Source organism: Ruegeria lacuscaerulensis (assembly GCF_013031245.1).
Lineage (GTDB): Bacteria > Pseudomonadota > Alphaproteobacteria > Rhodobacterales > Rhodobacteraceae > Ruegeria > Ruegeria lacuscaerulensis_C.
Genome location: NZ_WPZL01000003.1, coordinates 70,370 through 83,214 on the forward strand (window position 1 = coordinate 70,370; position 12,845 = coordinate 83,214).

The 12,845-nt window shown below is 55.1% G+C and carries 11 protein-coding genes and 1 tRNA gene; 11 read left to right on the plus strand and 1 reads right to left on the minus strand.

The window, feature by feature from the left end:
• Window positions 1–66: 66 nt before the first annotated feature.
• The 11 genes from GOX66_RS05020 (at window position 67) to GOX66_RS05070 (ending at window position 11,599) form a co-directional block, all read left to right on the plus strand.
• Complete coding sequence (locus tag GOX66_RS05020; RefSeq protein WP_170760225.1) at window positions 67–1,275, plus strand: SAM-dependent methyltransferase; 1,209 nt, start codon at window positions 67–69, stop codon at window positions 1,273–1,275.
• Between the two features lie 16 nt (window positions 1,276–1,291).
• Complete coding sequence (locus GOX66_RS05025) at window positions 1,292–1,732, plus strand: TrgA family protein (protein ID WP_170760227.1); 441 nt, start codon at window positions 1,292–1,294, stop codon at window positions 1,730–1,732.
• A gap of 29 nt (window positions 1,733–1,761) precedes the next feature.
• A complete protein-coding gene (locus tag GOX66_RS05030; protein WP_170760229.1) occupies window positions 1,762–2,877 on the plus strand; it encodes an NUDIX domain-containing protein in 1,116 nt (371 codons plus the stop codon).
• Window positions 2,878–2,946: 69 nt separating this feature from the next.
• The gene (locus GOX66_RS05035) at window positions 2,947–3,981 is read left to right on the plus strand and encodes a cysteine synthase A (protein WP_170760231.1); all 1,035 of its coding nucleotides are present in this window, start codon (window positions 2,947–2,949) and stop codon (window positions 3,979–3,981) included.
• The gene (locus tag GOX66_RS05040) at window positions 3,981–6,425 is read left to right on the plus strand and encodes a DUF3772 domain-containing protein (RefSeq protein WP_170760233.1); all 2,445 of its coding nucleotides are present in this window, start codon (window positions 3,981–3,983) and stop codon (window positions 6,423–6,425) included. The genes GOX66_RS05035 and GOX66_RS05040 overlap by 1 nt, the downstream gene beginning before the upstream one ends.
• 89 nt (window positions 6,426–6,514) lie before the next feature.
• Window positions 6,515–6,604 (plus strand) — tRNA-Ser (locus GOX66_RS05045).
• A 366-nt stretch (window positions 6,605–6,970) separates the two neighbouring features.
• Window positions 6,971–7,930 (plus strand): glycosyltransferase family 2 protein, encoded by a 960-nt coding sequence (locus GOX66_RS05050; protein WP_170760235.1) that lies wholly within the window; start codon window positions 6,971–6,973, stop codon window positions 7,928–7,930.
• Window positions 7,927–8,313 (plus strand): GtrA family protein, encoded by a 387-nt coding sequence (locus GOX66_RS05055; RefSeq protein WP_170760236.1) that lies wholly within the window; start codon window positions 7,927–7,929, stop codon window positions 8,311–8,313. The genes GOX66_RS05050 and GOX66_RS05055 overlap by 4 nt, the downstream gene beginning before the upstream one ends.
• 9 nt (window positions 8,314–8,322) lie before the next feature.
• Window positions 8,323–9,072, plus strand: a complete 750-nt coding sequence (locus GOX66_RS05060) for a methyltransferase domain-containing protein (RefSeq protein ID WP_170760238.1) — start codon at window positions 8,323–8,325, stop codon at window positions 9,070–9,072.
• Entirely contained in the window at window positions 9,069–10,478 is a 1,410-nt protein-coding gene (locus GOX66_RS05065) for a hypothetical protein (protein ID WP_170760240.1), read from the plus strand. The genes GOX66_RS05060 and GOX66_RS05065 overlap by 4 nt, the downstream gene beginning before the upstream one ends.
• A 254-nt stretch (window positions 10,479–10,732) precedes the next feature.
• Window positions 10,733–11,599, plus strand: coding sequence for an urea carboxylase-associated family protein (locus tag GOX66_RS05070; RefSeq protein WP_170760242.1), 867 nt, complete (start codon window positions 10,733–10,735; stop codon window positions 11,597–11,599).
• Here the strand turns inward: GOX66_RS05070 and argE are convergent.
• Window positions 11,596–12,753: an acetylornithine deacetylase gene (gene argE / locus GOX66_RS05075; protein WP_170760244.1), complete on the minus strand. Its 1,158-nt coding sequence runs from the start codon at window positions 12,751–12,753 to the stop codon at window positions 11,596–11,598. The two genes, GOX66_RS05070 and argE, sit on opposite strands and share 4 nt — an antisense overlap.
• Window positions 12,754–12,845: the final 92 nt, after the last annotated feature.

Consider the following 12,845-nt stretch of genomic DNA (forward strand, 5'->3'; position numbering starts at 1 on the left):
ACTGAAAACTTGCCAGAAACACAATCTCGTCCTAGCTTTTATTAACAACCGCACAGGGGAGAGCGGATGATCCTTACGTCAACCGAAGGGCAAAACGACCTGCCCAGATATTTTGCACAGGTCTTCAAAATGCTGAACCGGATGGAATCCGGACGGATGGACATTGCACTGCCGGATGGCCGGGTTTTCCGCTCGGAGGGCGCCAAGCCTGGTCCTGTGGCTCGGGTCGACATTCACAATCCAGAAGTTTTCTCGCGGTTGATCCGAGAGGGCGAACTGGGCTTTTCGGACGCCTACCTTGAAGGGGATTGGAGCACTCCTGACCTGCGGTCGTTCATGGATCTGGTTCATCTGGGGACTGAGACCGTATACGACGATTTTACCGGCAAATTTCTTGTTCAGGCGTATGAGCGTCTGCGATTCTGGCTGCATCGCAATCACCGTAAACAGGCCAGGAAGAATATCTCACATCATTACGATTTAGGTAATGATTTCTATAGCTTGTGGTTGGATGATACGATGACGTATTCCAGTGCTCTGTTTGAAACGGGGCAAGAGAGCCTGGAAAAGGCGCAAACCGCGAAATACGCCAGCCTTGTTAACGAAATGGGGGCAAAACCGGGCGACCATATCCTTGAGATCGGATGTGGCTGGGGTGGATTCGCCGAATATGCTGCGAAAGAGCGTGGCCTTCGGGTCACAGGTCTGACCATCAGTGAGGAACAGTTGAGGTATGCCAGTCAGAGGATTGAAAATGCAGGGCTTTCTGACATGGTAAACTTCAAATTGCAGGATTATCGAGATGAGCGGGGCCATTACGACGGAATTGCTTCGATCGAGATGTTCGAGGCCGTTGGTGAGAAATACTGGCCTGTTTATTTCGGAACCGTACGCGAACGATTGAAACCCGGTGCACAAGCCACATTGCAAATTATCACCGTTGCAGATCACAGGTGGGAGATTTACAAGAACGGCGTTGATTTTATACAAAAATACATCTTTCCGGGCGGGATACTTCCGACCCCATCGCTCCTGAAACAGCAGATTGCGCAGGCGGGATTGAACGTCGTGAGATCGAGAGAATTTGGTAAAAGTTACGACCTGACCCTTCGTCGTTGGTACGAGACGTTTAACGATAAATGGGACGAAATTGCCGAAATGGGCTTTGATGAGCGTTTCCGCCGCATGTGGAATTATTATTTGACCGCTTGCGGCGCAGCCTTTGACACCGGCAACTGCGATGTGACACAGATCACTATAGCAAAACCCAGTTAACAAACGGAAATTCCGAATGCCCAGTGCTCCGCGTCTCGTTGCTGCTCTTTGTTTGGCGGTGGTGGCCTTTCTTGTCTCGAGCATGATCATTAACAACGGGGAAGAGGGCAAAGACTATGGTTGGTTCACCTATGTCAATATTTTGATAGCGGTAGTCTGCGGCTGGAAGGTGATGGGTAAGCGGGTTGGCCGGGGTTGGACCGCGGCGGTTAACAACGGCCTGACCGGAATGGCGTCGTTGGTTTTTTGGGCGTTGTTCGTCCAAGGCTGTTACGAGATGTTCCGTCTGGCAATGCGCCATCGCTATGACGGCCCATTCGAGGCCGTGCTTGCCATTTTCAAGATAGGCGTTGATTATGGTCGATTGCTATTGGCGCCGGAAATCCTGTGGACATTGGCAATCGGAGCTCTTATCGCGGGACTTGCTACCGAAGAAGCCAGCCGTCGCTGGCGGTAAATCCCGGAATACAACGCGAGATTTCCTCAGTGTCCGATCTTTTCTTTTACGGCACGCTCAGACACAAGCCGCTGCTGGAACTTGTACTTGGCCGCCCGTTATCGCAGCTGACAATTTCTGAGGCATCATTGCCTGACCACGCGGTTTATGGTGTGGAAGGGCAGGCCTTTCCGATGATTGTTCAGGAGCACGGCGGCAAAGCCGAGGGGCTTCTGGTGCAAGGGCTTGGCCCACAAGACCTTGATCGACTAACCTTCTACGAAGGCGGGTTCGAATATGGGCTGAGCCCGCAAGCCATTGATTTGGCTGACGGATCAAAGGCTGAAGCACGCGTGTTTTTTCCCGAGCCGGGACTTTGGACGCCCGACACCCTGTGGTCTTTGCAGGATTGGGTGGATCAATGGGCCGAAGTGACCGTGCTTGCCGCTCAGGAAGAACTTGCATATTTCGGCAAGGTGGACGCGGGCACAATTGTCCGCAGTTTCGCACCGATCCGCACCCGCGCCTGGGCCAAGTTGGCCGCGCGCCGGCGTCGGACCGGTGATCCGCGTGATATCCAAAATGACGTGATCGTACATCGCCACACACGTGCTTATGTCGACTATTTGGGCATTGAAGAGGTTGAGCTTCAGTACCGCCAGCATGACGGAACGATGGGCCCGGTCCTGAGCCGCAATGGATTGATGCAGGGGAGTGCAGTGGTTGTCCTGCCGTATGACCCGGTGCGCGATACGGTTCTGCTGGTCGAACAGTTCCGGACGCCAGTTTTTTTAATCGACGACCCGGAACCATGGATGTGGGAACCGGTGGCCGGGATGGTCGACCCTGGTGAAACTCCGGAGCAGACCGCTCACAGGGAAGTGCTTGAGGAAGCCCACGTAACGCTTGACGTGTTGGAATATGTAGGTGGGGCGTACTCTTCAAGCGGGTCCTCGACGGAATTTGTGTACCTCTATGTGGGGCTGGCCGATCTGACCAAAACCACAGATATTGGAGGGTTAGCCACTGAGGGTGAGGATATTCGCACTCAAATTCTACCCTTTTCCGCGTTCATGGAGGGGGTGGATAATCATAAATTCAAAGATTTGCCCTTGCTGTCCGTGGCCAACTGGCTGGCCCGGCACCGTGACCGACTGCGCGGATAGTTATCGCCGCTTGTGGTTGTCGCACGGCATCTGTAAATCTTCGATGATACGTAATGAAATGAGGGCGCCATGCGCATTGCACGAGACCTTGCCGACGCAGTCGGGAAAACACCGCTGATCCGACTGAAGCGCATCAGTGAAGAGACCGGGTGCGAAATTCTCGGCAAGGCTGAGTTCATGAATCCGGGCCAGTCGGTCAAGGATCGTGCGGCCCTCTATATCATCCGCGACGCAATCGCACGTGGCGACCTGAAGCCGGGCGGAACCATTGTCGAAGGCACGGCAGGCAACACCGGTATCGGTTTAGCGCTGGTGGGCGCGTCGATGGGGTTCAAGACGGTGATCGTGATCCCGGAAACCCAGTCCGAAGAGAAGAAAGACATGCTGCGTCTGGCGGGCGCGCAACTAGTGCAGGTTCCGGCTGCGCCGTACCGCAACCCAAACAATTTTGTGCATTATTCCCGCCGTCTGGCCGAGGAACTGGCGCAGACTGAACCCAACGGTGCGATCTGGGCCAACCAATTCGACAATGTCGCCAACCGGCAGTCGCATGTGGAAACAACCGGCCCCGAGATTTGGGAGCAGACCGGTGGCAAGGTCGATGGCTTTGTCAGCGCCGTGGGCTCGGGCGGCACGCTGGCCGGTGTCGCCGACGCGTTGCAGCCCAAGGGCGTTAAGATCGCCTTGGTCGACCCGATGGGGGCAGGGCTCTATTCCTATTACACCACCGGTGAAATCGCGATGGAGGGAAGCTCGATCGCCGAAGGCATCGGTCAGGTGCGCATCACCAAGAACCTTGAAGGGTTCACTCCGGATTTCTCGTACCAGATGACCGACAACGAGGCGCTGCCTTATATCTTTGACCTGTTGCGCGAGGAAGGTCTGGTCATGGGCGGTTCTACCGCGATCAACATGGCAGGTGCCGTACGTCTGGCCACGGATCTGGGGCCGGGCCACACCATCGTGACAATCCTGTGTGACTATGGCACGCGCTACCAGTCCAAGCTGTTCAATCCCGAATTCCTGCGCGAAAAGGAACTGCCTGTTCCCGACTGGATGACCGAGGCGCCACGCAGCATTCCCGGCGTTTTCGAGGACGTGTGATGCTGCGACAGGTCCGCCTGTTTCTTGCCCTTGTTTCTTTGTGTCTTGTTAGCATTGTTGGCATTGCACATGCGCAGCTCACGGATCGACAGAGCGCTTATTACCAGGGATGGATAAAGACGGCGGACCGCGCCGAAGCGGTGATCGAGGCGAACCGGGCCTCGAACGCCGCATTGGAGAATCTGCGCGCGGAAATAGATGGTTACCGCGATGACTTTAACCGTGCGCGCGGCGCCAATACGGATCGAATTCAGACGCTAGATAGCCAGATCAAAGCTCTTGGTCCCAAGCCTGAGGGGGACGCTACCGAACCCGAAGACATCGCCAGATTGCGCGCGCATCTCGAAGAGCAATTGAACAGCCTGCGGGTCCCGCGAATTATCTCTGAAGAAGCCTATAGCCGGGCCAACGGATTGATAAGTGAGATCGACCAGATCATCCGGGGCCGTCAGAAGAAAGAACTGCTTGAAAAAGGACCGTCGCCGATAAACCCCGTCTATTGGGGGCCGGCGTGGGTGGATGTGAAAGAAGCGGCCACCAGCCTGTTCAATGAAACACTGAAAAACCTGCGTACCGATGTCGTGCGAGAGCAAATCAGGGAACGCGGCCTGGGAATATTCCTGCTGTTGGTCATATCGGCTGTTTTGCTGATCTTTGGCCGATACTGGTCGGAGAAAGGCGGTGACTACCTGCGCACGCTAGGCGGCACAGGGTCCGGCGTCTGGACCTTTGTGATTTCCCTGTTGCGCATTCTTCTTCCCTGGCTTGGTGTGTGGGCTGCGGTGCAGGCGATAAGCCTCACTGGCGTTTTGGGGCTGCGTGGCACCCTGTTGCTGGAGAATGTTCCCTATTGGGCGGCAATCATCTTCTTTTATGACTGGATTGGTCGCCAAATCTACCTGATGGGGGCCACGCAGGGTTTCAAACGGTTGTCGGCAGCCAAAATCATGGAATTACGCGTCTATATCGACGTTCTGGCGATAATGCTGATCCTGCACGAACTCGCAATTCTGTTTGAACAGATCGAGAATGTTTCGGACGCGACACGGGCCGTCGTGAGCTTTCCTGTCATCGTGGCCACCGCTTTGCTATTGCTGCGGGTACGCCAAATTCGGACCACGGACATTTCACAAGACCAGCCTGATCCAAACGCCACCACGCGGGCGGCTGGTTTCAGCCAGCTGGTCGAACTACTGCGTCGCGGGCTGTTTTTGCTTGGGATGGCTACACCCGTTCTGGCGGTTGTTGGCTACACAAACGCGGCCGAGGCGATTGTTTTTCCGGCCGTCAAAACGCTGATCCTAATTGCAGCGCTCGTCATTTTTCAGCGCTTTATCAGTCAGGTTTACGGCTGGATCACTGGGCAGGGCGATGCGGCCCGGGATTCCCTGTTCGCGGTTCTTGTCGGGTTTGCGCTTGCCATTCTGGCGCTGCCCATATTGGCGATCTATTGGGGTGCTCGGGAAACCGATCTGCTCGAGGCCTGGACCCGCATGCTGCGGGGGTTTGACATTGGTGGTGTCACCATTTCGCCCAGTAATTTCCTGACCTTTGTCGCCGTTTTTGTCATTGGTTATACGTTGACGCGTCTGCTGCAAAGCGGGTTGCGAAATTCGTTGCTGCCCAAAACCAGCATTGATCCCGGTGGCCAGAACGCAATCGTCGCGGGTTCGGGATACGTCGGGATATTCCTGGCCGCGCTGGTGGCCATAATGGTGGCTGGTTTCGATCTGTCGTCTCTGGCGATTGTTGCTGGTGCACTCTCGGTGGGCATTGGCTTTGGTTTGCAGACTATCGTGTCGAATTTCGTGTCCGGTATCATCCTGCTGGTCGAACGCCCGATCTCGAAAGGGGACTGGATCGATGTCAACGGGATGATGGGTTACGTCCGCGACATTTCGGTCCGGTCCACCCGGATCGAGACATTCGACAGGACCGATGTGATCGTCCCCAATTCTGACCTGATCAGCGGAGTGGTTACCAACTATACCCGCGGCAACACGATAGGTCGGGTAATTGTGCCGGTGGGCGTGGCCTATGGCACGGATACCAAGGTTGTCGAGAAAATTCTGGGTGAGATCGCAAATGCGCACCCGATGGTTCTGGCCAATCCGGCGCCCAGCGTGGTGTTTCAGGGCTTCGGCGCGGATTCGCTAGATTTCGAGATCCGCGCCATTCTGCGTGATGTGAACTGGGTGCTGTCCGTGAAATCGGACATGAACCACGAGATCAACCGTCGTTTTGTCGAAGAGGGGATCGAGATTCCGTTTGCTCAGCGCGATCTGTGGCTGCGCAACCCCGAGGTTTTGCACGCGGCGCCGCAAGCTACGCCTGAGCAAAATTCTGGGTCAGACAAGGAAAACTCTGAGGCGAACCCGTCTCAGGCGATGCCGGTCGAGATGACCGAGGCTGACCTGCCCAATGGGGATGGCGACGAGATTTGAGCGTTTCTGAAGCGCGTAAACATCCACTGGAAAATTGCTCTAATCGCCTCTTGCAAATCCCCCGGCGATGGTCCAAATATCGCGCCCACGGAGAGGTGGCCGAGTGGTCGAAGGCGCACGCCTGGAAAGTGTGTAGGCGGGAAACCGTCTCCAGGGTTCGAATCCCTGTCTCTCCGCCATTTACCCTTTGCAATCGCAGTTCACCGCCAATTTGAGCGGCATTTAGGTGCATTTGATGAGCAGCGTTTAGCTTTTCTTATCATAAGACCAGATCAATGCCGCAGGATTGGCCCATTGCTGCCATATCGCGCGCGTAAAGTTGGCGCAGAGTAAAAAATGGTCGGAATGAAAGCGGGCTTTCAGGTCAGTTGATGTGTCGCGAAGGTAACTACGCCCCAAAAACTCCTGCCCGCCAATTAGCGAGCGCTGATTGTTGGGATATCAAGAGCCATAATCAAATGATTAACGATAAACAAGAGCAGCGTGTTCCAGAAAAAGCGACCTGATTGCTGGAATTCGAGCAGAAAATCGCATTCGGAGGTCCAATGTTATTGTCTGTTGTAGTGCCCTGCATGAACGAAGAGGATTCCATTCCCCTTCTTGTTGAGCGTCTGGTTGCAGCAACCGAAGCTTGGCGGGGACTTTCAGAGATCGTGCTCGTCGATGATGGTTCAACCGACGGCACGTGGGACGCGATCTGTGCCCAGTGTAAAGACCATCCCGGAATCCGCGGTCTTAAATTGTCGATGAACCGAGGCCATCAGGTGGCGCTGACGGCGGGATTGATGGAGGCCACCGGCGAACGGGTCTTTATGCTCGACGCAGATTTGCAGGACCCGCCCGAGCTGTTGCCGGATATGATGGCGATGATGGATCGCGGCTATGACGTTGTTTATGGCCGACGGAAAGAACGAAAGGGAGAAGGCTGGTTCAAGAAGGTCACTGCTCACGGGTTTTATCGCCTGTTGAACCGGCTGTCAGATGTTCCGATCCCCAACGATACCGGCGATTTCCGTCTTGTCAGCAGGCGGGCCCTGGACGCGGTGTTGGAAATGCCCGAACGTGCGCGCTTTATCCGGGGTATGTTCGCCTGGGCGGGATTTCGGCAGATTGGTATAGAATATGTCCGCGATCCGCGCTTAGCAGGCGAGACTAAATATCCGCTGTCCAAGATGATCCGGTTCGCTTTTGATGCTCTGGCCAGCTTCTCGATAAAGCCGCTGCAAATTGCGACACGGCTGGCCTTTCTGACGCTGATCATCGCTGCGTTGATGGCAGTTTACGTTTTCTGGTCGCTGATCATGTACAACGCGGTTGCCGGTTGGGCGTCAACCGTTCTGGTCATCAGCTTCTTTTCGGGAATTCAACTGCTGACGCTTGGCATCATGGGTGAATATCTTGGTCGACTTTATGTGGAAGCAAAGGGTCGGCCTTTGTTCTTTGTGGATGAGCAGACCGGGCAGACGATCGAGCCCGTAGTTGAAAGCCTGGCCAAGCATCGATGACAGAACATCGCCGCCTATTCCGTTTTGCAATCGTCGGTACCGGAGTGGCCGCCTATTATATGGTGACCTATCTCGGCTTATTATATTTGCTTAAATCTCCCTGGACCGCGAACCTTCTGGCTTTTGGCACGTCAATCCTAATCCAATATGTCTGCCAGACTGCGTGGACCTTCGGCAAACCTCTTGCCGCGCCAGCCCAGTTCGGTCGTTTCCTCTGCATGATCGGGTTGGGGCTGATCGTTTCTTCCGCCATAACGGGATTTGCAGGGCCTCGACTTGGCCTGTCGGAACCTGTGTCCGCGGCATTGGTCGTTGTAGTTCTGCCGATCCTCAATTTCGTGATCCTTCGGCTTTGGGTCTATCCCGAGAGCCATTCAATCTAGAGTTCGGTCATGTCGCATATCTATTCCAACGAGTTCTTTGACTACATTGATCATGGCGCAAGGCAATCCGCGAACAGCCTGATCCGCTGCGTTCAGTCATGGATCGCCCCCCAAAGCGTTGTGGACTTCGGCTGCGGTCGGGGCGTCTGGTTGTCGGAATGGGCGGCCGCCGGGTGCAAAGACATCGCCGGTGTAGACGGTAATTACGTAGACCGTGAAAGACTGGCCATTTCTCGCGACGCGTTCTTTGGCCATGATCTCATCCAACCAGTTGATCTGGGGCAGCGCTTTGATCTGGCTCAGTCGCTGGAAGTCGGTGAGCATCTGCCAAATGAAGCTTCTGCAAGCCTTGTGCAAAGCCTGACGACCCATGCAGATATGATCTTATTTTCAGCGGCGGTTCCCGGGCAGGGGGGCGAGTTTCACATCAACGAGCAACCGCTCTCATTCTGGCAGGGCCTGTTCGCTGATCGAGGATATTCAGCCTATGACTGCCTGCGCCCCGTATTGTTCAGCGACACTAGCATCGAGCCATGGTACCGTTACAATACGGTTCTCTACGCCAATGAATCCGGCGCTAAAATACTCCCACCTGATGTGCTGAAAACCAAGGTCGCCGATGGCGCTCTGAAAGAAGTCGGAACCTTTGGTTGGAACCTGCGTAAAACGATCGTCCGCCGGTTGCCCAGAGCAACGGTTACTGCGATTGCGCAGGCGCGTGCGTCCATCATTGCCCGCTCTTACGGGGGTAAGGAATGAATTCAACGTCTTTGGGACGGGACTTCGCCTGGCTTTCACTGCTGTGCTTTGTTGCTATGCTGTTGTTGTATTTGCCGCTGATCCTTGATCCTTTTGTTCGGCATGATGATTTTCCTGCGCTGCTTGGAACGCTTGAAATGGCGTATGCAAAGACACTGGATGAGGGGCGCTGGCTAAATTACTGGTGGCAATTCCGGCCGGTTCTGTGGTCTTCGCCTGTAAATTTCATTCTGTACCTGGCGGCGTGGTCATTGTTTTCGGCGTCCACAGCTGTAATTCTGTTGGATCGGGAGGTCGGGGGCTGGTACAAGGGCTACTTTGCCCTGTTCATTTCGTTTTCGCTTCCAGCCTATCTGATTTCCTTTTGGTTTAATACGCTTTTGCCAGGTGTTTGGGTTGTCGCCCTTTATGCTATTGCGGCCGCCTTTCTTTCGCATCGCACCGCGCTTGCCCTGTTGATCGTGGCCGTGCCTTTGTCGTTTATGGCGTATCCCTCTTACCCATTTCTGCTGCTGACACTGATCTTGCTGTCCCGGAAGGCGCCCAAATCTTATAAAAGCATGGCGATAACTCTGGGAGTGTTCATTGCCAGCCTCGCCCTGGGTGTTCTGACAGTTTACTCGTTGAACTATATTTACCACGGTGTGTTTGGTATTCCCGTGGCCGAGTGGCGTTCCCCAACTGAAGTGAATTCGGTTGCCGATCTGCTTGAGAACATACAAAAACAAAAGGATTTCCTAATATTTACACTCAAGCAAGTCGGCGGAGGCGTCGCTGATCATGGAATGGCGATGCAGTTCCTGTTTGCGGCGGCCTGGGTCCTGATGTTCATTTGGAACAGGTACCTCGGCGTAGCTATCCTGGTCGCCGTGATTGCGGGATTGGTACCACTAGTTGGCAAAGCTCTGATGTCCGGCGTTCAGGTACCTCTTCGAGCACTTGGTTGGGTGTGGATATTATTCGGGTTCTCTCTTGTATCCGTTGCAGTTCACCTGTCGAAAACGCCAGGTAGATGGCTAAATGTGACCCGCATAACAATACTTTATGTAGTTTTTTTCAAACTGCTAATCATCGGGAAAGGCTCCTTTCTATTAATTCCACACTGGCAAAATGCAACGCGGGATCTGGCCAACGAGGTGCCGGAAGTGGCTCAAAACGTATATATCTATGGGGACTACTGGGGGCTTGAAGGCGCACGGCATGCGAATATCCAAACATCTGAGGGATTGCGTCTCAGGTTGAGGTATCTGACTGGAGCCGAGGTCTATATTTGCGATGAAAAACCTCAGGACTGCGAGGACGTTTCACCTCCCTTTCACCCCAGGGATTGGACTCATGTACCGGTCGTGGAAGTGGAAGATCAAAACGCGTTCGTCCTGATACCTGGTCCTGCTGTTGGGCCTTGATACGGGCTCGTCTCGACATAAAAGTCTGAGAGGTCAACGTACAGGAGATCTCTAACATTAAGGGCCTTGGTCGAAGACCGGGCAAGGGGCCAGCGTCTGTACAAAGAATTCATGGAGTTTCCGGACGATCTGGAACGTGGGCAGATCCTCGTCGGCAATATGGGATTCGAGAATGTGGTACGAGTACAGGAGCCAATGGTGAACCCGTTCGTAATGCGCTAAGTCTGTGCGTAAGCAGGGATGGGAGCGCGTTTATGAAACTGGAAAACCCGATTTTCACGTCGCCAGCGGATGCGGAGGAACGCAAGAACATCGCGCCGGTCATTTGCTACCCACCTGACACTCTGGATCAACCGAATCTGGCGGCGCTGGCCGGGTTGCGGCACGGCGCAACAAAAACTTCCGAGGCGACCGCAGCCCCGCGTGACGCGGCCTGCATCGATGTGCCAGCTGGGGCATTCGTCCGGGTTGTCTCGGTCGATGGACCTCAGGTCGGGGATCTGAACATGTGGAACAAGCATGACCTGACCGAGCGGTTCTATTCCGGCAAAACCCGCGCGCTGCACGGAACGCACCTGTCAACCGGGGACCGCATGTGGTCGAGCTTTCCGAATATGCGCCCCATGGCCACCATCGTGAGCGACACGCTGGATTGGTACGGGTTCGATTCCTATGGCGGCTCGGTTCATGACGTAATCGGGACGCGCTGCGATCCTTATACCGGGCGGTTGCTGTCTGGTGACGATTATCACTATTGCTGCCATTCCAACCTGACGCGTGCGCTGGCCAGCCATTGCGACCTGCCGCTGCGTGAGGCCGAGATGCTTGTACATGACGTTCTGAACGTCTTCATGTGTACCGGCTTCACCCGCGACACCGGACAATACTTCATGAAAGCCAGCCCGGTGCGCCCTGGGGATTATCTGGAATTCTACGCCGAGATTGACCTGATCGTCGGGTTGTCCGCTTGTCCCGGAGGAGATTGCTCATCCGAACATTCGTCAGACGTCGCAGCCTGTTACCCGCTGTTGTTGGAGGTCTATGATCCCGGCGAAGACGCACGCGCCGCGCATGTCCAGCCCGCGCGGTCTGCTTATGACCGAACGCACGGAACCGGCTAAGCGATCAGGCGACGCCCCAACCGGTCGAGCATCCGGCAACACATGTCCAGTTGCTCGATTTCGACGAATTCATCCGCCTTGTGTGCCTGTGTGATCGAACCCGGCCCGCAGACAATCGCATGAACACCCAACCGCTGAAACAGCCCGGCCTCGGTGGCAAATGCGACGACTCCGGTTCCGTTTGCACCGGTCAATTCGGCAACCAGATCACGGGCGGCATTATCGTCCATTGGCTCCAGCCCTTCGACTTCGGCCACTGCATCCTGAGAAATGCTTGCATCACCGTAAACGGCCTGCATATCGGGAAGAAGAATATGCTCGACATAGTCAGATAAGGTTGTTCGAACCAGTTCGGCATCACTGGATTGGACGGGGCGCATTTCCCATGCGACTTCGGCCTTGCTGGCGATGACGTTGTGCGCGACCCCACCATAGATGCGCCCGACGTTGACTGTGGTCCAAGGGGGCTCGAACCTGCTATCCGCAGGGGCGTGGGATTTCAGGATGTGGCGCAATTCCAGCAACTTGCCGATGTAACGCGCTGCATATTCAGCCGCATTGACGCCATCATCGGGGGCAGAGCTGTGCCCTTCGAGCCCGACAAATCGGGTGGTGTATTCAAAGCAGCCCTTGTGTCCCTCAATCACACGCATTTCGGTCGGTTCGCCAATGATGGCAATATCCGGGACAATCCCGCGTTCGGATAGGTCGTTGACCAGGTTTTGCGCACCGAGACAGCCGACTTCCTCGTCATAGGTAAATGCAAAGTGCAGCGGTTGGGTCAGTTTGCTGGTATCAAGTGTTTCGCCAAAGGCGAGGGCGGCAGCGATAAAGCCCTTCATGTCGCAGGTGCCACGCCCATAGAGCTTACTGTCGCGCCGGACCATCTGAAACGGGTCTGACGTCCAATCCTGATCGGCAACGGGAACCACATCCGTATGGCCGGACAGCAGGATGCCGCCGGGAATATCCGGTCCCAGCGTCGCGAACACATTTGCCTTCGCTCCAGCTTCATCGCGGGTTTCGATGCAACGCGCTCCCAGCGCCTGAAGCCTTTCGGTCAGATAGACGATCATGTCCAGATTTGAATCCGATGACACTGTTTCAAAGGCAATCAGGTCGGAGAGGATTTCAATAGATCGCTGTAAGGTCATGGCAATTCGAACAGTTTCCTGGAGGGTTACATATTGCGCGGCTAAAAAGCGGGATCAGCGCAGGTTTTGGGCTTCGCCAGTGCTGACCAAGT

Bases quoted from the DNA above. Each gene is read 5' to 3' on its own strand.
- GOX66_RS05070 (WP_170760242.1), top strand. From the start codon at position 10,733: ATGAAACTGGAAAACCCGATTTTCACGTCGCCAGCGGATGCGGAGGAA.
- GOX66_RS05050 (WP_170760235.1), top strand. From the start codon at position 6,971: ATGTTATTGTCTGTTGTAGTGCCCTGCATGAACGAAGAGGATTCCATT.
- GOX66_RS05035 (WP_170760231.1), top strand. From the start codon at position 2,947: ATGCGCATTGCACGAGACCTTGCCGACGCAGTCGGGAAAACACCGCTG.
- GOX66_RS05025 (WP_170760227.1), top strand. From the start codon at position 1,292: ATGCCCAGTGCTCCGCGTCTCGTTGCTGCTCTTTGTTTGGCGGTGGTG.
- GOX66_RS05040 (WP_170760233.1), top strand. From the start codon at position 3,981: ATGCTGCGACAGGTCCGCCTGTTTCTTGCCCTTGTTTCTTTGTGTCTT.
- argE (WP_170760244.1), bottom strand. From the start codon at position 12,753: ATGACCTTACAGCGATCTATTGAAATCCTCTCCGACCTGATTGCCTTT.
- GOX66_RS05065 (WP_170760240.1), top strand. From the start codon at position 9,069: ATGAATTCAACGTCTTTGGGACGGGACTTCGCCTGGCTTTCACTGCTG.
- GOX66_RS05020 (WP_170760225.1), top strand. From the start codon at position 67: ATGATCCTTACGTCAACCGAAGGGCAAAACGACCTGCCCAGATATTTT.
- GOX66_RS05055 (WP_170760236.1), top strand. From the start codon at position 7,927: ATGACAGAACATCGCCGCCTATTCCGTTTTGCAATCGTCGGTACCGGA.
- GOX66_RS05060 (WP_170760238.1), top strand. From the start codon at position 8,323: ATGTCGCATATCTATTCCAACGAGTTCTTTGACTACATTGATCATGGC.